This window comes from Vulgatibacter incomptus (assembly GCF_001263175.1).
In the GTDB taxonomy this organism is placed as follows: domain Bacteria; phylum Myxococcota; class Myxococcia; order Myxococcales; family Vulgatibacteraceae; genus Vulgatibacter; species Vulgatibacter incomptus.
Genome location: NZ_CP012332.1, coordinates 1,845,147 through 1,864,641, shown reverse-complemented (window position 1 = coordinate 1,864,641; position 19,495 = coordinate 1,845,147). Strand labels below are relative to the sequence as shown.

The following is a 19,495-nucleotide window of genomic DNA, read 5'->3' as shown; positions in this document are numbered from 1 at the left end:
CGGAGTCGGTGCGGAGACCGTTGTCGAGAGGATTCGAGGAATGGCGCCACCTCTGCTGTCGATGTCCAGTCTTGTCGCAAATCGATTGCTCCTCTGGAAGTTGACCCGCATGCGGACGCGGTTTTTCGGAAACGATCGCCGACGCAGATCATGGCCCCATGGTTCCAGGCTCTCGCGGGCCGCGACGGCAGGTGCTTCGATCTGCCTCCTGCTGGCGCTGCTGGTCTCGGGCTGTGTCGCAGGCCAGCGGTCGGTTCGCGCCCAGATATCGGAGATTCCGCGGGACGATCGATCTTCGATCACTTTCCTCTTCATGGAGCCAGCCAGGCAGGCCGATCGCTACCCAGCGGTTCTCTACCTGCAGGGCTCGGCATGTGCGTCCGTCACGGAGAGCCTTCCGTACTTGCAGCCATTCGCGGAGAACGGCATCGCGGTGATCGCCTACGAAGCCCGCGGCGTACAGCCGGAGGACGATGGCAGTCGGTGTTCACCGGAGTTCCTGGCGGCGAACAACCGGCAGCAGAGGATCGACGATGCGTATTCCGTGCTGGCGCAAGCGAGGAAGAAGTACCCGTCGTGGGATGGGCGGCTCGTCATCCTGGGCGCATCGGAGGGGGCAGCCATCGCACCGGAAGTCGCGGCGAACGAAGCTGGAACGATTGGTCTGATCATCATGGGTGGTGGCGGGTGGCCGCAATCCGACGAGCTGATGCTCCTGGAGCGACGCCGTCTCGAGAGATCGGGCGCGGGCCTGGAGCAGACTGAAGCTGCGATCTCGGAGCTGCGCGCGACCTTCGAGCGTATCCGAGCGGAGCCCTCGTCCCTGACCGTGTGGAGGGGGCATAGCTACCAGTGGTGGAGCTCGCACCTCTGGACCTCACCCATGGAGCACTTGCTGCGCGTCGGTGCGCCGATCTTCGTAGCCCATGGAGCAAAGGACGAAGCCGTTCCCGTGGAATCCGCCGACGCCATCGCGGTGGCGTTCGAGGCGGAACGCAAAACAGGGCTTACCTACAAGCGCTATTCGGAGCTCGGCCATTCATGGAAGGACGACAAGGGGGATTCGCATATCCGTGAGGTGGGGCGCGATATCCACGAGTGGCTCTGCAGCCATATCGCCGATCTGCGCTGTCCGTAGGCTTTGGGGGCGACGGTGCCCAGCCACCGGAAGCCAACGTGACCGCACCGTGGCGACCCCGCAGGTGTCCGGCGGTGAGGATCTTCGGCATGAGACCGATGCCTCTCGTCGGGGCTATGGGTGCGCCGTGCGGACTCTGGACGGCGAGAATGGCTGGGCGGTCCGACAGTCGACGTCTTCGTCAGTTGTGCGGCGCTGGCGAACGTTTGAGGAAGTCGACTTTTGTCGAAGGTGTTGGTTGGTTTCTGCTCGGCTCGTCCACTCCGAAGTCGACGTGTATGTGCTCGTCATGGCGAACCCATGCGGGCCTTCGGGTAAGTAGATCAGCGAGTAGCCCGAGATGCCGACCGGATGGCGTATCGAGCAACAGCGGAACGTACTCGGGGGTGATGATGATCTTCTCCAAACGTAGCCCGCGAAATCTCGCGTGGGAATCGAGCTCCAGCAGAAGAGCCGCGAGGCTCTCGAAGCTGATGCGATCGCCGCCCAGCGCTCCCTCCTGGTCGAACTCCAGCCCGTAGCCGAACTTGGTCCAAGGCCAAGTGTTCACCAAGGGGATAGATGAGCGTCGCGGCATCAGAGGCATGAAGATGTCCACGCTTCGTCCGTTCTGGTGGGTGCGGTGAGGCCGTATTCGTCCCCCTCCGGGCCAGCCCGTCTCGCCGATCACGAATACTCGTCCGACCTCGGCGAGCGACCTCGCGGCGAAGGCAGCCATGAGCGTCTCCCGGACACGGCCATCCACATATTGCCGCCCGAGCGCGGAGCCCAGGAACGAGTAGGTCCGGAACCCCGGTCCCCACGGAGGGATCGCGTGCCCGTTCTCGACGCTGCCGGCTGCCACCGTTCCATGGCTCCGCGTCACACCGTCACCGTCGACGAGGACACGCATCCACGCCACGCCAAGTGGAGCGCAGAGAGCTACAGCCAGGAGGACCGACATCGCCGCAAGTCGTCGCTTTCGCATGACTCGACTCTACTCTGACGACCTGGAATCCGGCCGCCCATGTCGGAAATACCAGACCGCGATACCTACTCCCCAAGGGGAAGGGCACGCGGCGGCCGCTAATCGCCTAGCCCCTCTGGACGGGGCTTCGCTCGCCAGCGGGAAGACCTCGCCGTTGAGAAGCTCGTTCTGCAGGCTCGAGTCCCCCAGGCCGCGGGTGGAGCGGCGCTGCAGCGGGGTCCTTCGCGCGCTCTCCTCTCCCCTCGCGACCGAGGCGCGCTGGCTGCGCCCGCCGGGCCCCGTGCCATAGGTGTACATCGCGAAGATTTTAGGTGAAGAGGAGGCCACGCTGGGCGACACCGTGACGCCGGAGCAGCTCACCCAGGCGCAGGTCGTCCAGGTGCTGTGCGCCAAGGCGGCGGCCGACCTGGTCGCTTGCCCGACTCGCAAGATAGGAGACGCCATGAATGGGAAGCAGAAGGAGGCCTTCGAACTCGCCATCTACACGGCGCGCGCACGGATGCGCAAGGCGTGCTGGGACGAGGCGTTCGCGCAGCTCGAGAGGGCGCACGTGCTGGGACAGCGCTTCGTGTGGCCGCACGTCGTGAGCCACTGGCTGATGATGCGCGTGGAGCTGGCACGCCGCGCGCCGATAGCGGCGTTGGGCCAGGTGGTGCGCATTGCCCTGGGAGCGGCCGGCTCGGCGATGGGCCTGGTGCCCATGGGCAACACTGGCGGGAGCAACGTCAGCATGTTCCAGCAGATGCCGATCGCTCCCGAGCTCCAGGCGCTCATGGAGGACGGGGGAGGGGAGGCCGCCAAAGGTTGAGAAGGGACGGTGAGCGCTGCCGGCCTCGTACGCAGCGTTTGTCCGACCAGGAGCCCGCGAAGGGGTAGACTGGAGCGATGGAATCGAACCGCGTCGTGACTCGGTCGAGACTGGTTTCGGATCTTCGACGACTTGGGCTCGAGACCGGCCAGGTCGTGATGCTGCACGAATCCGTCCGGGCGATCGGGTGGGTGGTGGGCGGACCGGATGCCGTTCTCGATGCCGTGCTGGACGTCGTCGGTCCCACGGGGACCGTGATGAAGCTGATCGGCTCCGAAGACGGCACCTACGAAAATGGGCGCCTGGCCGGACCAGGTGAAGCGGGACTACCTCGAGGAGTGTCCCGCTTTTTCGGCCCGGACCACGCGAGCGTGCAGAGAGTGGGGGATCTTGTGCGAGTACCTTCGCACGAGGCCGGGAGCCTTCCGCAGCAGCCATCCCGAGGCGTCGTTCGCGGCCGTCGGTCACGCCGCCGAATGGCTGACGGCGGAGCACCCGCTCCAGCACGGATACGGCCCCGGTTCGCCCTCGAGCGGTTGCTCCAAGCCGGTGGAAAGGTGCTGTTGCTTGGCGCCCTGCTGGATGCCGTGACCATGTTGCACCATACGGAATACGCCGCCGATCTGCCCTACAAGCGCGCCGTGGTCTATCGGGCCCCGGTGCTCGCAGGCGGCTTGCGAGAATGGGTCGACATTGAGGAATTGGATTCCTCCGACGGCATCGTCAAATGGCCAGGCGGGGACTACTTCGGCATCCTTGTGCGAGACTTTCTCGAAGCGGGTTTCGGTCGCCGCGCGAAGGTCGGGTTTGCCGACTCGGTCCTCATGGATGCAAACCAACTTCACCGCTTCGGGCGAGCGTGGATGGAGCGAGAGCTCCGGCCCTACTCGTACCCCTCGGAAGGTTAGCTGGGCCTCGCGCAGGGCATCGCCTGCTTGCCAATCGATCCTGCGCTCGCTTCGGTCGTTCCGTGCGATTCGGCAACAGCGTTCCCATCGTCCAACGGGCAAGCGTCCCATGAGGAGGAGGGTGTCGTGTTCGATCGGGATCGCCCTTATGAGCCTCTGACCTCCGAGAACGCCGGGCTCGTCCTCGTCGATCACCAGCTCGGCCTCATGACGGGCGTGCGCGACATGTTCCCCAGCGATCTGAAGCACAACGTCGTCGGTCTCGCAAAAGCGGCCAGGGTGCTCAAGCTGCCGATCGTCGTCACCACGACGGCGCGCGATACCTTGTGGGGGCCAACGTTCCCGGAGTTGGTCGAAGCGCTGCCTGGAACGGAGATCCTCGACCGGGGCTCGGTCAACATCTTCGACGACGAGCGAACGGCGCAGGCGATCGAGGCGATGGGTCGCACGAAGCTGATCTTCGCCGGCCTCTCGGTCGAGGTATGCGCCGCCTTCCCGGCGCTCACGGCGATCAGCAACGGTCTCGATGCCTACGTCGCCGTCGACGCCTGCGGGACTTACAGCGACACCAAGCGCCAGCTCGGGATTGCGCGATTGATGCAGGCAGGGGTGATCGTCTCCGATTACGCGACCTTGATGATGGAGGTCATGAAGGACAACACCCGGCCCGAAGCCGCTGATGTCTACGATGCGATCGACATGGACTGGGCCAAGCTCGTCGGGCAACTCGCGCACGCCTTCGGGAAGTGAGTGAGCTCGGACTTCCCGACGCCCATGGAAACTTCGCGGGTTGGCCAATTGCCAAACGATTCGGTGGGACGAGCCCCGGGTTTGACCAGGGAGCGCGCTCGAAATAGCCTGGGCGTGAGCCTGGCCGACCCGACCATCTAGAGTCGACGGCGTGCTGCGGGGGAAGGGATGGCCTTATCGGCATCGCAGTTGGGACCGCGGTTCCGCTCCCAAGTTCATTCATCGATTCGAGACGTGAGGTGCAGGATGGTTCGGACAACGATCCTCTCGGTTCTTCTCGCCTCATCTCTCTTTGCCTGCACGGCAGCGGATCCGCTTCGCGCGAACGATGTGGGAGGCTCGGGTGGGACGCGTGACGGTGGAGGCGGGTGGCCAGGCGAAGTTCCGGTCGGAGCGGCGGGAGGCGAAGAGGATCCAGAAGCGCGCATCCCAGAGCCTCGCTGTACACCGGACCATGTGGCGACTGCGCTGCGGGTTCTGGAAGAGGCCCCCGCGACGGCTGGTCTGGATTCCCGTCGGTTCTCCGGCTGGCCCGCCACCGTCACCGTGACGGTCGTCGAGGACAAGCGGCTCCGGGTTCGTGACGCCTCGGGCTACGAGGCTTGGTTCACCTGGCCTCGAGAGCTCCCCGTCGAGGTGTCCGTCGGGAGCGAGGCTCGAATCAACTTGATGGGCGACTGGCAGATGATCGCGACCGAGGCTGGAACTCTGGCCGTACTGCGCAAGGACTACAGTTTCGGCGGGAGATTCGGGGCAATCCCTGGAGAGCTCTCCGAGGTCCTGCTGGCCATCCAATGCCACTTCCCCTTTCCCGAGGAGTCGCCCGACGACTGCCGGGGACCGGGATGGGGACGTCTCTTCGCGGTCGTAGGCGGTTTCGCTCCCCTCTCTTCCCCGCCGGCGCCGGTGGTCGTGGGGCCTGGCGTCCGGGCGTGGGCCGGCGGTTGGTTCGTCGAGAACCATGGTGCCATCGAGCTTCCGGGCGGAGGGACACCGAGGTGCGTCGTCGAGGGGGCGTCGCGCGGCCTGATAACCGCCTACACGACCCACGGTCAGCTCACGCCGTTCTGAGTCTTGGCCGAAGACTCGAGTAGCCGACGGCCGACGGGACGCTGCCGCCATCTCCCCCGTCTCACCGGGCTTCTCGTCTGCACGTTCTCCCGCTCGCCATGGCTTTGCCCTCTTCCTCGGGAAGCTCGCCGTCACGCCCTTCTCCGATGCAAGGTCATTTTCCTGAAGGAAGTTCGCTCGCTGGTGCGTCCTCCTACCGACAGCGGAGGCTCATGCTTCCGATGGTCCTGTTCTCTGGGTTGGCCAATAGTCGGCCACAGGCGAATTCCTAACGCATTGACCGTCAAGATTGCGGTCTCAAGAGGTATCAGTGTCGACGGCAAAATCCGGGAAAAGAAGGAACCTTGAATGTCCGCTTTGCGGCCTCGAGACCGAACGCGTACTTACCTACCATGATCCGCGACTGGGTGTTCGGTCGGACGTTTGCGAGCGCTGCTCTAGAGAGCTTTCAGAGCGGAATCCTATCCGATCGTTTGAATTCGAAGTGGCTCTTGCCGAATTGCTCCAGTCGGACTCCCGCTATCGGAATGTGCGAGTCGCAGGAATGTCGAATGACGTCAATCTGAGGGATTTGGCGTTCGACATTGCCGCCGAGCGCCAAGGGCCAGATGGTGAGTGGGAGAATCTATGGATAGAATGCAAGGCATCCGGTATTCATACCGAACCGAGGGCTGACGTTATTGTTGGTTTGATGACCGAGAGACTCGCCAAAGTTCGAAGTCGGGGAAGGCAGAAGCAGAGGGTAATCCTAGCTGTCGCAGGGACTGTTAGCACCGAAGCTCGAAAGCCTTTGGGGCAATTGAGCTGTGGGATATTCATTGGATCGTTAGTCAGTTTGCATCGCAGTTGCACAAGATTGAGCCGTTGTGGCTCAAGGCGATGTTCTTCGCGCTCTCTGGCGCAGCTGGATATCCTCGTGGTCAGGCTCTGTTGTCGGATTTGAATAATTGCAATCCAGGGAAAGCTGATGCGGCCATCTACCAGAAAGTGGTCGAGCGGATTCTGGAGCACCTCTTTTGCCCGGCTCTAGGCCCACCAAGAAGTGAGCATTCCGATTCCTCGCGTCACAACCGACGTGATATCATCATGGCAAACTATGCGGAAGGTGGATTCTGGCGTTTCTTGCGCGAAAGGTACTGTGCGGATTATGTCGTGGTTGATGCAAAGAACCACAGTGGGATGATCGCCAAGGCTCACGCTCTTCAGGTTTCCAACTATCTAAAGGAAGAGGGCGTAGGACTGTTTGGTATTATTGTTTGCCGCAAAGGAGCAGACAAGGCGTGCGTTTACACGATTCGAGAGAGATGGTTCTTGGAGGGGAAATTGATTTTGGTCCTCACGGATGAGGACCTGAAGGCAATGCTCGAAGCGAAGGATGCCGGAGAGCCGGCTGAAAACGTGGTACGGCAGCGACTCGAGGAGTTTCGGCTCGCTGTGTAAGGCCATTTGGCCGGGTGGCTCTGATCCAGCGTATTTGGCGCCGCACGCCCGGTGCACCTTGGCCGCTCGAGTCAGTGGATAGGGAGGCGAAGAGGCTGCGAGCATGGGACGGAAGTTGGCTCGTCTCGAACCACGGTGACGTGGAGCTCCCCGGCGTCAGCAAGCCCGGTGGGCGCATCGTCGAGGGGATAACGCGGCCCGATCACCGCCGACACGACCTCCCGCCAGCCCACTCCGGCCTAAGGTTCGGATCGAATCCCGTGGAGCTATCCTCGTTTCGCGGAAGGACCATGCCCGAAGGCGACTCGCTCGGCGCTCGGAAGGCGGCCGGGGGACCCTTGCCGACTCGACGTGCGTGTCCGCAGGTTGGGACACGATGAGCGATCTGTCCAAGAAGACTGTGGTGGAGGCTCTGGGGACGTTCTGGCTGGTGCTGTGCGGCGTCGGGACCGCCGTGCTCTCGGCGAAGTTTCCGCAGACGGGCGTTGGCATCCTGGGCGTGTCGTTCGCGTTCGGCCTCAGCCTGCTCACGATGGCGTATGCGATCGGCGGCATCTCCGGCTGCCACATCAACCCGGCCGTGACGGTCGGCCTCTGGGCGGCCGGCAAGTTCCCGGGCAAGGACGTGCTCCCCTACGTGGTCGCGCAGGTCGCCGGAGCGATCGCTGCTGCCGCAATCGTCTTCCTCATCGCCAACGGGCAGCCGGGGTTCTCGGTCCACGCAGGCTTCGGGACCAACGGCTTCGGCGCCCACTCGCCGGGCGGATATTCGTTCATCTCGGGGCTGATTGCGGAGGTCGTCTTCACCGCGATGTTCGTCGCCGTCATCATCGGGAGCACCAGCAAGATCGCGCCGGCGCGCTTGGCCCCGCTCGCCATCGGCCTCGCGCTCTTCCTCGCGAATCTCGCAGTAATCCCCGTCACCAACGCCTCGATCAACCCTGCGCGCTCTACGGGCCCCGCGGTGATCGCGGGCGGCGCGGCCCTCGGGCAGCTCTGGCTCTTCTGGCTCGCGCCGCTGGTCGGCGGGCTCATCGCGGGCGGCGTATACTCGCTGGTGCGCTCCAAGGCGCGAGCGGAGAAGAGGGTCGTGGCGGGCCCGCGCGAGCCGCGACACGTCTGAGGTCGCGCTCGTCCGCCTGCGCCAATTGCCTCCAAAAACGGGTAGGGTGTCGACGAAAGTCGGGCGCTCCGCCGTCAGGCGGGCACGGCTGGTGAGGTCGACGTGCGGACACCCTACGAGCTCGGAAACGGGAACCAGACAACCACTTGGGCGGAGTGCATCCGGTTTTTCGAGGTGCTCGCCCAGGCCCATCCCGGCGTGTTGCGCTTCGAGGCGGTGGGGACCACGGACGTAGGGCTACCGCTCCACGTGGGCGTGGTCTCGTCGGACGGGGTCTTCGACCGCGAAGCGATCAAGCGGGCCGGTCGTACGGTCTTCTTCCTCGACAACGGGATCCATCCCGGGGAGCCGGAGGGGATCGACGCGACGATGATGCTGGTGCGTGACCTCTGCGCCGAGCCGGCGCGACTCGACGCGCTGGGAAGCACGGTGCTGGTCTTCATGCCGATCTACAACGTGGATGGCGCGCTGAACCGCAACGACTCCAGCCGCGTGAACCAGCTCGGCCCAGAGCTCTTCGGCTTCCGGGGGAACGCCCGCCACCTCGACCTCAACCGCGATTTCGTGAAGTGCGACAGCGCCAACGCGCGGACGTTCAACCAGCTCTTCGCCTCCTGGGATCCGGACGTTTTCGTGGATACGCACACGTCCAACGGCGCGGACTATCAGCACACGATGACGCTGATCGCGACCCAGCCGGACAAGCTCGGAGGCGCTCTCGGGAGCTTCCTGCGCGAGCGGATGCTGCCGCACCTGTACGAGGAGATGGCGGGGCGCGGCTTTCCCATGTGCCCGTACATCAACACGCGAAAGGAGATTCCGGACGACGGCATCGAGGACTTCCTCGACACGCCACGGTTCTCCACCGGCTGGGCGGCGCTGCACCAGACAATCGGCTTCATGCCCGAGACGCATATGCTCAAGCCCTTCGGCGAGCGCCTCCGGAGCATGAGGGCGCTCATCGAGACGGCCCTCGACTTCACCGTGGCGAACGGGCCGGAGATCATGCGGCTTCGCGCCGAGACCCGCGCGACGGATCGCAGCCGGCGCACGTGGCCCTTGCGATGGCGGCTCGACGAGTCGCGCTCCAGGACCTTCCGCCTGAAGGGCTACGAGGCGCGCTGGGAGGCGAGCCGTCTCGGGACCTACCAGCGGCTCCGCTACGACAGGAACGCGCCCTTCGAAAAGGAGATCCCCTGGTTCGATCGATTCGTGCCGGCGGATGAAGTGGATGCGCCGGCCGGGTACGCGATCCCGCAGGCGTGGCGCGAAGTGGTGGAGCGGCTGCGGCTGAACGGCGTGGAGCTGCGGAGGATCGTGGTGCCGACGCGCCTCGAGGTGGAGGCGTATCGCGTTCGCTCGTTCCGCACCCGACCGACGCCGTTCGAGGGACGCCACCTCCACGAGGAGCTGGAGCTCGATCGGGACGCCTTCGCCTGGGAGGCGCAGCCGGGCGATTGGATCGTCCCGCTCGACCAGGATCGCGCCCGCTACGTCGTCGAGACGCTCGAGCCCCTCGCCCACGACAGCTTCTTCCGCTGGGGCTTCTTCGACGCCGTGCTCAACCGCAAGGAGCGCTTCAGCGATTACGTCTTCGAGGACGAGGCGGAGCGGCTCCTCGAGGTGGAGCCGGGGCTGCGGGAGCGCTTCGACGCATGGAAGCGTGAGAATCCGTCCCTGCTCTCGAGCGCCGAGAGCGTCCTCGGCTTCCTCTTCGACGCGTGCCAGCGCTACCGTGAGCCGGAATACCTGCGCGTTCCCGTCTTCCGCCTGCTCGATCTCGGGTAGGGCCGGCATCCCTTCCTCGAATCGTTCGAGAAGTCGCCGTAGCGAAGCTCGATCGATCTCCCCGGGACCCAAGATCCAAATGTGATGCGACGTTGCATGGTATAGAGTGCGCGACCGCATTCGATACGAGTCTTGGACCTCGAGGGGGGATTCCATGGATTTCGACGCGACCACCGACGAGCGCGCTCCACTTTTGCTTCGCTCGGCCAGCGCCGTGCGACGGGGAGCCATTGCCCTGACGGCGGGCATCGCCATCGCCGTCATCGCGGCCTGCAGCAACCCAGGAAACCCCGGAACGGGCGGCGACGACCCCTCGCCCCTTCGTCTGGCCGCGAGCCAGGATCTCGACGATCGGGTTCGGCTTTCTTGGGAACTCCCGGTTGGCGCCGCGCCGCGGAGCATTCGAGTGCAGCGCGACGGGACCGAGCTCAAGGCGCTCCCCGGCGATTCGACCTCTTTCGACGATCTCAGCGCGGAGCCCGGATCGCTCGAGCCGCCCACCGGTCTCGCGGCCGAAGCGAACGACCACGCCGTGAGCGTCTCGTGGCAAACGCCCACCTCACGAGCGGGACGCGAGTACGCCTATTCGCTCGTGGCGGACTACAGCGCCGGAGGCCAAGCGGTCTCCGAGCCGGTTCGAGGGCGAAGGTCGGCGCCCATTGTCGACGAGCTTCGCTTGTTCCGCGACGGCGCGGAGCTCGCACGGATCCCGGCGACCGAGACCGCTTACGTCGACATGACCGCCGCGGCGGGATCGGTGCAGGCGCCTGCCCTCTCCTCGCTCGAGGCTCTACCCGAAGCCATTGCGCTCGCCTGGACGTCCTCCGCGCCGGCCGCGGGGGCGAAGCACGCGTACTACCTCGACGCGATCAGCGCGATGGGCGCAAGCCGCTCCGAGCCACTGGAGGCGGGCCGAAGCGCACCGACGATCATCGGATGGCAACTCGCGCGGGACGGAGAGACCCTGGCGTCGCTCGAGGTCTCCGAGACCTCCTTCCTGGATCGAACCGCCTCGCCGGGAAGCCTTGCGGCCCCGCTTGTCCAGATCGAGGAGCGGGAAGACTCGGTCGTGCTCTCCTGGCTCCCATCCGAAGTCCGCCCGGGACGTTTGCATCGGTATGCCATCGCCGCCCTGACGACGCTCGGTCCCAGCGCATGGAGCCCGGAGCGGAGCGCGAATCGGGAAGCCCCGGACGTCACGGCCTACAGGGTCCTGCGGGACGGGGTAGAGCTCGGTATCGTCGACACTCTCTTCTATCGCGATGAAGAGGCGGAGCCGGGCGAGCTGGTGCCTCCGTCGCTGATCGTCGATCCGCGCGAAGAGGCGGTTGGCTTGAGCTGGGCGCCTCCCGTTGCAACGGCGGGCCGCGCGTATCGATACGAGGTGGTCGCTCTCTCCGCTGTGACGTCGAGCGCCTCGGAGCCGGCGACGGCGGGACGCGCCGCTCCGCGGATCCTCGGCTGGAAGGTCTTTAGGGACCACGAGCGCATCGCCGAGCTCGGCCCGGACGAGACCTCGTTCGACGACGAAGGCGCTACCGCTGGCGCGATCGATGCGCCCACCGGGCTCGTGGCGAGCCAGGGCACCCAGGCCGATTCGGTCACCCTCCAGTGGAATCCCGCTGCGTCCCGTTCGGGACTCGCGCACCTCTATCGTGTCGTCGCGCGCTCGGCCTTCGGCGAGACGACGCCGTCAGACGAGCGGTCGGGTGCTCGTACCGCGCCCGCGATCGCCGGCTACGAGCTGCAACGGGACGGAAGGGCATGGCTCGCGATCGGTGACGTGACTACGTACGATGACACCGACGCGCCGAAGGGGTCGGTCGTGGTGCCTGCGCCGTACCCGGTGCCGGATCGCGTCAGGGGCTTCATCGAACTGCGTCTCACCGCTAATCCGTCAGTGACTCCACCGGCTCCCAGCCAATATCGGGTTCGAGCGGTGGCGGCGTCGAGCGTCGGTTCCGCTTCTGCGCCGGTATCCGGGTTCCGTCGCGTCGGGACGAACGTCCAGATTCAGTGGCAGCGCTCGGCAGCCGACGCGGACGCCGACTATTCAGACCTGCCCCGCGCGGTTCTGACGACGGCGATCGATCTCGATCCGCCGACCTCCGGTAGCCGGTATTACCGCGCGTCGTTCGTCGGCGAAGGGGCGCAGGGGGTTACACCGGCGGTGCGAGCGATGGGGAACGCGTTCTCCGTCGTCAGCTCGGGCGAATCGCATAGCTGCGCCGTCCGATTGGATGGACAGGTGTTCTGCTGGGGATCGAATACGTACGGGCAGGCGCCCCGGCAGCCAAGCACGGCGACGTTCACGAGCGTGAGCGCGGGAGCCCGTCATTCCTGCGGTCTTCGCTCGGACGGCAAGGTGATCTGCTGGGGAAGGAACGACTGGGGCAGGCTCCCACGGCGCCGAGCGTGGATTCCTTCTCCAGCGTGAGTGCCGGCGACGACTTTTCTTGTGGAGTTCGGCTCGACGGAAAGGTGGTCTGCTGGGGCTACACCTTCGACACCGCCCCGAGGGAGCCGACCGCGGACTCGTTCGTGAGCGTGAGCGCTGGGGGTCGGCATACCTGCGCCCTTCGAACCGACGGAAGGGTCATGTGCTGGGGCTACAACTACTACGGACAGGCGCCCACCGAGCCGAGCGCGGAGCTCTTCACGAGCGTCAGCGCCGGCTTCGACCACACCTGCGGCCTGAGAGTGGACGGAAGCGTCACATGCTGGGGCGACAACGAATGGGGTCAAGCGCCGTCGTCGCCTGCCGGAGGGACGTTCTCCAGCGTGAGCTCCGGGTCCAGGCATTCCTGCGGAATGCGCCCGGACGGAAGGTTGATTTGCTGGGGCCAGATTGCCTATGCGGGGTCAGCCGGGCCGACCGTCGAGACGTTCTCGAGCGTGAGCTCTGGTGACATGCACACGTGCGGCGTGCGCGTGGACGGACGAGTACGTTGCTGGGGTTACGATCAGTACGGTCAGGCGCCAACTGGGTCGCATCTCGGGATATTCACGAGCGTGAGCGCGGGCGATCAGCAGGCCTGCGCTCTACGTGACGACAGCAAGATCCTCTGCTGGGGAGGGCTCAGTGCCTACCGTGCGGCGCCCCCTGGGCCGAGCGTCGACAACTTCGTGAGCTTGAGCGAAGGGGAGGGCCACGGCTGCGGCCTGCGCACCGACGGCAAGGTGATCTGCTGGGGGGGAAACTCTTCAGGGGAGGCCCCCGTCGAGCCCAGCGCCGATTCGTTCGTGGCCGTGACCGCCGGACGCAGTTTTTCGTGCGGTCTGCGCTCGGACGAAAGGAGGGTCTGCTGGGGTTGGAATGGAGACGGCCAGGCACCGCCCTCGCCCAGTGACGACCTCTTCGTAAGGGTGAGCGCGGGCAGCGGGCACGCCTGCGGCGTACGGTCGGACCAGAAGGTGGTTTGCTGGGGGGACAATGTCGCTGGCCAAGCCGGTGAGTGTCAACATAGTTGTCGCCTCCCCGGTCATGCGGCCGCGGTCCTCTCTGGCGTGAGCCTTACGTGCTGAATGCGAGACCAGTTTCTCGTAGAACCGCTCCAGCGTTCGGGCCATCGCTCGCGCGCAGCCGCATAGACGCCAGCACGCTTCTCGAGAATCGCGAGGTCCTGTCCGGCATGGCGCTGCGCGGGAGTCACAAACCGGATTCCACTGTGGAGGTGCGTCGCGTTGTACCAAGCGACGAAACTCTCGACCCAGGCACGTGCCACGGCGAGCGAGGCGAACGGCCTCGACGGGAAGTCAGGCCGATACTTCATCGTGCGGAAGTGCGCCTCCGCGAACGCGTTGTCGTTGCTCACCCGGGGGCGGCTGAACGACGGGACGACGCCGAGCACCTGAAGCGTGGCCTGCAAGGTCGAGCCTTTCATCGCCGCGCCGTTGTCGGCGTGGAACACCATGCCGTTCGGATTGACGTCCAAACGCCGGCAGGCCTCGACGAAGAGCTCCTTCGCAAGCTCCTCGGACTCGACGTCGTGCACGGCCCAGCCAACTACCTTCCGACTCCAGAGATCGAGGATCGTGTAGAGGCGAAAGAACATGCCGCGAATCGGTCCCCGCAGATACGTGATGTCCCAAACCCAGACCTGGTTCGGCCCGGTGGCGACATGCTCAGGCCGCTTGCGACGCATCGGAGGCCGCGACGCCTGCCGGTGCTTCAGAAGCTTTTCCCTGCGGAGCAAGCGGTAGATCGTCGCCTCGGAAGCGACGTAGATGCCTTCATCCGCAAGGAGCGGAACGATCTGCGCGGGCGACAAATCCCGGAACTTGGGCGAGGTTACGAGCGCGAGAATCCTCTGCTGCTCGGCCTCGCTGAGCTTGTTTCGCGGCGCCGTCAGCGGCCCACATCGGAGATCGTCCTCGGCTCCTGCGCGCCATCGCTGCACCGACCGAGCGCTCAAGCCAATCTCCTCGCAGGCTCTCTCGAATCTTGCGCCGCTGACGACAGCCTCGTCGAGGAGCTCGAGGATCATCTTCCGCTCTTCCCGTCTGTGTCGTCGTCCTCGTCCCCCCAGATCTCCTGCACTTTTTTTTTGAGGACGAGGAGCGCGGCGGTCTCCGCGAGCGCCTTCTCCTTACGCCTGAGCTCGCGCTCGAGCTCGCGAACCCGCTTCGCATCAGGCCCAACAGAACGACGCGCTGCTGCGCTCCCAAGGCTAGCGACGGCAGTTGCGCGCCACTCATCGAGCTGGGCTTTGTGCAGTCCCTTCTGGCGGAGGTACGAGCCGAGCTCGTCATCACTCAAGCTCGCTGTCTCGATCAGGACCTGCAGCTTTTCCTCGCTGGTCCACTGGCGGGTGCTCTTGTCGTCGCGGTCGTCCATCTTGACGCCGAGCCTACCCGCATCCAGCAGCCAACGGGAGAGCGTCGCCTGGGCAATCCCGGACTGCCTTGCAAGCGCAGTCGCCGACATCGCGTGCGGCCCCGTAAGCTTCTCCACCATCTTCGCCTTGAACCCCTCGGAGTACTGAGTCCGACCCATCTCCAACCTGCTCTTCGCCCCCTACTTGATCGACCTACGCTGTCACGACGAGGCGACAACTACGCTGACACAGGGGGAAGCTCCCTCGCTGCCCAGTGGGGATTCCTTCTCGGAGGTGAGCGCCGGGAACCGGTATTCGTGTGGCCTGCGCAGCGATGGAAAGGTCCTGTGCTGGGGCGACAACAGCACAGGCCGGGCGCCCCCTGGACCATCGGTCGATAGCTTCTCCAGTTTGAGTGCCGGCAAGAGCCACGCATGCGGCGTGCGCTCCGACGGGCGGGCCGTCTGCTGGGGCGAGAACTGGGGCGGCGTCCTGTTCGCCCCGAGCGAGGATTCATTCTCCGTCGTGACCTCGGGCAACATGTTCAGCTGCGGCGTGCGTATCGACGGACTGATCCGCTGCTGGGGAAGCAACTTGTACGGCCAGGCGCCGCGCTGGGGAGCCACCTTCTGAGATTCTCGCAACGCCAGCGAGGTGCATCCGAACGTGGATGAATTCGTCTTCCGGACGGCGCGGGGGCTCACGACCAAGAGCGGATCAGCAGGAAGGTCGCGCCCAGCGACGCGGGCTGGTTGCGGGCGATTCCGTCGATCGGCGGATCGGCGAAGACGCCGCGGTTCACCCTCCACTCGTCGGTGACCTGCGTCCCGAGCGAGAGCGCGAGCCGTAGCGAGGTGCGTCTGGCGGACGGCTCCGCGAGCCACGACGCGCCGAACGAGACGACGGAGTCGCCCGGCAGCTCGAGGCCTGCGGCACCGCTCGCCGACCAGAGCAGGCTCGCCGGGACCTCCGTGCCGCGGACGGTCCGGGCGGCGCGCGTACCGACGGTACCGGCGAAGCTGGCGAGGAAACGACCACCGAAGGTGTGCTCCGCCGAGAGGCCGCCCGCGAGCTGTAGCGTGCCGGCGCCCGTGGCGTCGGCACCGAGGACCCCCGTGGCATCCTCGGGCGCGCGGCCCGTTGGCAGGACGGCGCTGGCGACGATGCCTACGCCCGGGATCCCGAAGGCGTCGTTGGGCCAGACGAGGTCCCACCGTGCGGCGAGCTGGAGGTCGCCAAGGCCTCCGCCCAGCTGCCGGTAGCGCGACTCGTGTCGCCAAGTCTGGACCAACGGCGCGCGGAAAGACAGCTGCCCCCGCCCGAACAGTCGCGTCGCGGCGAAGAGGCCTTGCTCGAAGCCGAGCTCGCTGCCGCTTTTCGAGCCGAAGCTGCCGGCGCTGTCGTGGGAGCCGAGCTCGTGGCTCGCTCGTAGGTCCAGGCCGACAAGCGCGTCCTCGAGGACCATCAGCCTGCCGCGCGTGAGCGCCGCCGGGCCGCCGGAGCAGCAAGACATTGCCTGTGCGGCCGACGGTGCGAAAAGGGCGATAACTACTGCGAGAAGGAGCCGGAACAGCGCGGGGCTCATCACGCACCTCCGGTTACGGGAGAACCTCGAAAGTCGGCGACGTTGCGGTGTCCTCGAGAGGCCGGGCGAAGTCGAGCTTCAGCGCCCACTGGTCTGCCATGGAGAAGCTGAGGCCGCTGGCCACGTACCTGCCCCGCGCCCGCGCACCCGGCGCTCGCGCGAACGAGCGCTGTGGGCAGGAGGAGCCCGACCGTCGCGATCGCTCGCAAGCTCGAGGGCGTCCGGCAGCCCAACGAGGCCTTTGTCGCGAAGATCGTCGCCGCCGCGAAGTAGCGGTTTTTGCCGGCGCCTCCCAGTCGATGGATTGGGGGAGTGTCGGTCATTCTCGTCCGGGGCGAGACCGGCCCCTTCTTGGACCGCTCCGAATCGGGTGAGGAGCAGCACATCGTCTCGAGCGTCCCGGCAAGCGGGGCGGGGGAATGCCGTCCTTAGACCTCCTCTATCTCCGCACCGACGACCCTCGCTTCCTCAATCGCCCTCTTCACATCAGCGTTGACGATGATCGCCAAATCGAAACGAGCTAGCCGAAATATGGGTCGACCCGACGCGCTGGCCTTCGCCTTGTCCAGGACAAGTTTGAAAAACGCCTTGAATTGCCCTGCCTTGTCGGGACGAACGGGATCATCGACCGTGAACTGCTCGAATTCGGAGTGGGACTCGTCGACGCACTCCACCGTCGACTCGATCAACAGGACGAAATACCTGTCGCTTTCGTCCTGTCCCTCAATCCGCGCGTTCAAAAAGCGGACACCCGGCGGATTCCCAAGCGCATTTCGCATTCTGGCGCTCACGATCGGTACGCCGTAGGCCTCCGAAGATGTGAAGTCCATCGCTTCTCCTGCGACGTACACTTCCACTTCTGAATCTGACGGCGCGTCTGGCTGCGGCGTGCCGGCTACGAGCGACCAGTTGTCGATGTCTTTCACGTCCCCCAGGTACCAGCGGTTCAGGTAGTAAACGTCGTCCTGCAGCCGAAAGAATTTCATTTCTTCGTCTGGCATGTTTCACCTGGATCCCGAGTGTCGGCGCTGAATGGACGCGGCTTGGCGGATAAACTGCTCGGGCCATGCGGGGTCCTATTCGACGAGCTCAACGGGACCTTCGAGCACCTGCGGCTCGCCGACGGTGAACGCGCGGAGCCGGTCTTCGCGATCGGGCATGGGGACGCTCCTCGGGTGTCCTCGGAAGGCTCTTGATGGTGGTCGGACCAGGCCGGGAACGCAAGGCGCTCGCGGGGCCCGCTACGCGCGGCGTGCGCGCAGCTCCCGGACCACCTCGGCCTGTACGTCGGCAGACCACTCGCGGCGGATCGCCGGGAAGAGCACGGTCTCCTCGAGCGCGAGGTGTTCGGCGAATTCGCGCTCCAGCGGCGCTGCGGCTGCGACGAGCGTGGCCCGCTTCGCGGCGTCCCCCGGATCCTGCCGCACGGCAGCCGAAGCCGACAGCATGGCGTGCAGGCCCGCCTGGTGCGCCGCGTGCTGCGCGTGCATGTCGGCGAGTGCGCGGTCCACCTCCGGGGAGACGCCGCGCAGGCGGGGGAGGATGCTCTCCTCCTCGTCGGCGACATGGAGGGGCAGGGCGATCCCGAAGTAGCGCTCGACCCGCTCGCACGCGTCCACCACCTCGGCGTGGGTTGCGTCCGCCCGCTCGCCCGCGATCCGAGCGAGCGCGGCGAAACTGCGGATCCGGGCGTGGCAGTCCAGCAGCAGGTCGACCAGATCGGCCAGCTCCTCGCGGCCTCCACCGATTCGCACGATCATTCAGCTCTCCTTTGGCGCGCGGCGCTCGACCTCGTCGAGCACCTGCTTTGGAAACAGCCTCGCAGCGCGGAAACATCTCCGCACTTCGAGCCACTACGACCGTGCACCTTGCGTGCCGCCCGCCTCGGTTTCGGCGAAGCCGCGCAGCTTTCTCCAGAGTGTGTTCCTGGCGATCCCCAGCACCCGCGCTGCCTCGGCCTGGGAGCCGCCGCAAGCGTCGAGAACCCGCAGGATGTGCTCGCGCTCGACCTCGGCAAGCGATCGCAGCTCGTGCTCCGACGGACCGCCGCGATCCAGCGTCGTGCCCTCGCGAACGGCCCCTCGCCCATCGGCTGCCTGGAGCGCGTCCGCGTCGTCCTGCCCTCGTGCTGCGCTGGGTGTCCGGTCCGAGGACTCGAGGTCCTCGGGGAGATCGTCGCGGTCCACGAGCGCGCCCTGCGCAAGCGCGGCACCGTGCTTCACCGCGTTCTGGAGCTCCCGGACGTTGCCCGGCCAGGAATGCGCGAGGAGCCGGGCCTTCGCGGCTTCCGTGAAGCCCGTTAGCGGGCGCTTTTCCTCGCCCAGGAACTGCAGGGCGAGGGGGAGGACGTCCTCGGGCCGCTCGCGCAGGGGAGGGACGTTCAGGGTGAGCACCTTGAGCCGGAAGTAGAGATCCTCGCGAAACTGCCCAGCCGCGACACGCGAAGCGAGGTCGCGGTGCGTGGCGCAGACGATGCGCGCGTCGACCGCGAACGAGCGGTTCTCGCCGACGCGGCGGACCTCGCCGTCCTGGAGCGCGCGCAGCAGCTTTGCCTGGAGCGGCAGCGCCATCTCGCCGATCTCGTCGAGGAAGAGCGTGCCTTCGTTCGCCTCTTCGAAGAGCCCCCTCCGCGAGGCCGCCGCGCCCGTGAACGCCCCCTTGCCGTGGCCGAAGAGCTCCGACTCGAGGAGCTCCGCTGGGAGCGCCGCGACGTTCACGGCGACGAAGGGCTTGCCCGCTCTGGGGCCGTTCGCGTGAAGCGTGCGGGCGATGACCTCCTTCCCCGTGCCCGTCTCCCCCCGCACCATCACCGGCGCCTCGCTCGGTGCGAATCGCGCCGCGCGCTTGAGGAGCTCCTGCATCGCCGCGCTCCGGGCGATCACGCGGTCCGCCCGGCGCAGGCCTCGGGCGAGGGGGACGAGCCCGCAGATCGAGCAGGTGCTCCCGTGTTCGTGTTCCATGCGTTACGAAATGGAGCTGTGGGGACATCCTGTCAAGGCGAGTTGCTCGAACGCGCGTGTGTCGATCGGGCGGGCAGCAACGGCCTTCCCCGATGGGCAGCTGCCACTGCCGGCCCGTCGAATCCGATAGCGCGTCGATA

General features: G+C 66.0%; 17 protein-coding genes and 1 pseudogene. 12 read left to right on the top strand and 6 right to left on the bottom strand.

Annotation, left to right across the window (positions count from 1 at the left end; all coding sequences use genetic code 11):
- Nucleotides 1–40 precede the first annotated feature (40 nt).
- The gene (locus AKJ08_RS07650; RefSeq protein ID WP_082342881.1) at nucleotides 41–1,138 is read left to right on the top strand and encodes an alpha/beta hydrolase family protein; all 1,098 of its coding nucleotides are present in this window, start codon (nucleotides 41–43) and stop codon (nucleotides 1,136–1,138) included.
- 181 nt (nucleotides 1,139–1,319) lie between these two features.
- On the opposite strand, the gene AKJ08_RS07645 is transcribed toward AKJ08_RS07650, so the two are convergent.
- The gene (locus tag AKJ08_RS07645; protein WP_338062189.1) at nucleotides 1,320–1,856 is read right to left on the bottom strand and encodes a hypothetical protein; all 537 of its coding nucleotides are present in this window, start codon (nucleotides 1,854–1,856) and stop codon (nucleotides 1,320–1,322) included.
- A gap of 538 nt (nucleotides 1,857–2,394) precedes the next feature.
- Here AKJ08_RS07645 and AKJ08_RS07640 point away from each other — a divergent pair.
- From AKJ08_RS07640 to AKJ08_RS18540, 9 genes are all read left to right on the top strand, one after another.
- Nucleotides 2,395–2,913, top strand: a complete 519-nt coding sequence (locus AKJ08_RS07640; protein ID WP_050725523.1) for a DUF3703 domain-containing protein — start codon at nucleotides 2,395–2,397, stop codon at nucleotides 2,911–2,913.
- 77 nt (nucleotides 2,914–2,990) lie between these two features.
- Nucleotides 2,991–3,821, top strand: coding sequence for an AAC(3) family N-acetyltransferase (locus AKJ08_RS18545; protein ID WP_082342879.1), 831 nt, complete (start codon nucleotides 2,991–2,993; stop codon nucleotides 3,819–3,821).
- Between the two features lie 126 nt (nucleotides 3,822–3,947).
- Complete coding sequence (locus AKJ08_RS07630; protein ID WP_050725521.1) at nucleotides 3,948–4,571, top strand: isochorismatase family protein; 624 nt, start codon at nucleotides 3,948–3,950, stop codon at nucleotides 4,569–4,571.
- 456 nt (nucleotides 4,572–5,027) lie between these two features.
- Nucleotides 5,028–5,642 carry a hypothetical protein gene (locus AKJ08_RS07625; RefSeq protein WP_050725520.1) on the top strand — a complete coding sequence of 205 codons (615 nt, stop codon included), beginning with the start codon at nucleotides 5,028–5,030 and terminating at the stop codon, nucleotides 5,640–5,642.
- Nucleotides 5,643–6,488: 846 nt separating this feature from the next.
- Nucleotides 6,489–7,082, top strand: coding sequence for a hypothetical protein (locus AKJ08_RS19195; protein ID WP_169788776.1), 594 nt, complete (start codon nucleotides 6,489–6,491; stop codon nucleotides 7,080–7,082).
- A gap of 376 nt (nucleotides 7,083–7,458) precedes the next feature.
- Nucleotides 7,459–8,205: an aquaporin Z gene (gene aqpZ, locus AKJ08_RS07620; RefSeq protein WP_050727475.1), complete on the top strand. Its 747-nt coding sequence runs from the start codon at nucleotides 7,459–7,461 to the stop codon at nucleotides 8,203–8,205.
- A gap of 102 nt (nucleotides 8,206–8,307) precedes the next feature.
- A complete protein-coding gene (locus tag AKJ08_RS07615; protein ID WP_050725519.1) occupies nucleotides 8,308–9,993 on the top strand; it encodes a M14 family zinc carboxypeptidase in 1,686 nt (561 codons plus the stop codon).
- Nucleotides 9,994–10,147: 154 nt separating this feature from the next.
- A complete protein-coding gene (locus AKJ08_RS07610) occupies nucleotides 10,148–12,430 on the top strand; it encodes an RCC1 domain-containing protein (protein ID WP_050725518.1) in 2,283 nt (760 codons plus the stop codon).
- Nucleotides 12,409–13,518 carry an RCC1 domain-containing protein gene (locus AKJ08_RS18540; protein ID WP_082342877.1) on the top strand — a complete coding sequence of 370 codons (1,110 nt, stop codon included), beginning with the start codon at nucleotides 12,409–12,411 and terminating at the stop codon, nucleotides 13,516–13,518. The genes AKJ08_RS07610 and AKJ08_RS18540 overlap by 22 nt, the downstream gene beginning before the upstream one ends.
- Here AKJ08_RS18540 and AKJ08_RS07605 read toward each other — a convergent pair.
- Nucleotides 13,476–14,989 (bottom strand): IS3 family transposase gene (locus tag AKJ08_RS07605; protein WP_157370472.1). Its coding sequence is split into 2 segments (ribosomal slippage): nucleotides 13,476–14,527 and nucleotides 14,527–14,989, totalling 1,515 coding nucleotides; the frame shifts between segments, so codons are not numbered across the junction. The two genes, AKJ08_RS18540 and AKJ08_RS07605, sit on opposite strands and share 43 nt — an antisense overlap.
- Nucleotides 14,990–15,104: 115 nt before the next feature.
- Here AKJ08_RS07605 and AKJ08_RS20880 point away from each other — a divergent pair.
- A pseudogene (locus AKJ08_RS20880) lies at nucleotides 15,105–15,170 on the top strand (hypothetical protein); the annotation flags it as partial.
- A 51-nt stretch (nucleotides 15,171–15,221) separates the two neighbouring features.
- On the top strand, nucleotides 15,222–15,443 hold the full coding sequence (locus tag AKJ08_RS18535) for a hypothetical protein (RefSeq protein ID WP_050725517.1): 222 nt from the start codon (nucleotides 15,222–15,224) through the stop codon (nucleotides 15,441–15,443).
- Nucleotides 15,444–15,510: 67 nt separating this feature from the next.
- Here the strand turns inward: AKJ08_RS18535 and AKJ08_RS07590 are convergent, their stop codons facing one another.
- The 4 genes from AKJ08_RS07590 to AKJ08_RS07575 form a co-directional block, all read right to left on the bottom strand.
- Complete coding sequence (locus tag AKJ08_RS07590) at nucleotides 15,511–16,395, bottom strand: hypothetical protein (RefSeq protein WP_157370555.1); 885 nt, start codon at nucleotides 16,393–16,395, stop codon at nucleotides 15,511–15,513.
- A 428-nt stretch (nucleotides 16,396–16,823) separates the two neighbouring features.
- The gene (locus tag AKJ08_RS07585) at nucleotides 16,824–17,381 is read right to left on the bottom strand and encodes an imm11 family protein (RefSeq protein WP_050725515.1); all 558 of its coding nucleotides are present in this window, start codon (nucleotides 17,379–17,381) and stop codon (nucleotides 16,824–16,826) included.
- 255 nt (nucleotides 17,382–17,636) lie between these two features.
- Nucleotides 17,637–18,155 carry a hemerythrin domain-containing protein gene (locus AKJ08_RS07580; protein ID WP_050725514.1) on the bottom strand — a complete coding sequence of 173 codons (519 nt, stop codon included), beginning with the start codon at nucleotides 18,153–18,155 and terminating at the stop codon, nucleotides 17,637–17,639.
- 93 nt (nucleotides 18,156–18,248) lie between these two features.
- Nucleotides 18,249–19,355 (bottom strand): sigma-54 interaction domain-containing protein, encoded by a 1,107-nt coding sequence (locus tag AKJ08_RS07575; protein ID WP_050725513.1) that lies wholly within the window; start codon nucleotides 19,353–19,355, stop codon nucleotides 18,249–18,251.
- Nucleotides 19,356–19,495 lie beyond the last annotated feature (140 nt).

Coding starts and splice junctions, on each gene's coding strand:
- AKJ08_RS07650 (WP_082342881.1), top strand. CDS start 41: ATGGCGCCACCTCTGCTGTCGATGTCCAGTCTTGTCGCAAATCGATTG.
- AKJ08_RS07645 (WP_338062189.1), bottom strand. CDS start 1,856: ATGGCTGCCTTCGCCGCGAGGTCGCTCGCCGAGGTCGGACGAGTATTC.
- AKJ08_RS18545 (WP_082342879.1), top strand. CDS start 2,991: ATGGAATCGAACCGCGTCGTGACTCGGTCGAGACTGGTTTCGGATCTT.
- aqpZ (WP_050727475.1), top strand. CDS start 7,459: ATGAGCGATCTGTCCAAGAAGACTGTGGTGGAGGCTCTGGGGACGTTC.
- AKJ08_RS07610 (WP_050725518.1), top strand. CDS start 10,148: ATGGATTTCGACGCGACCACCGACGAGCGCGCTCCACTTTTGCTTCGC.
- AKJ08_RS07590 (WP_157370555.1), bottom strand. CDS start 16,395: ATGAGCCCCGCGCTGTTCCGGCTCCTTCTCGCAGTAGTTATCGCCCTT.
- AKJ08_RS07585 (WP_050725515.1), bottom strand. CDS start 17,381: ATGAAATTCTTTCGGCTGCAGGACGACGTTTACTACCTGAACCGCTGG.
- AKJ08_RS07580 (WP_050725514.1), bottom strand. CDS start 18,155: ATGATCGTGCGAATCGGTGGAGGCCGCGAGGAGCTGGCCGATCTGGTC.
- AKJ08_RS07575 (WP_050725513.1), bottom strand. CDS start 19,355: ATGGAACACGAACACGGGAGCACCTGCTCGATCTGCGGGCTCGTCCCC.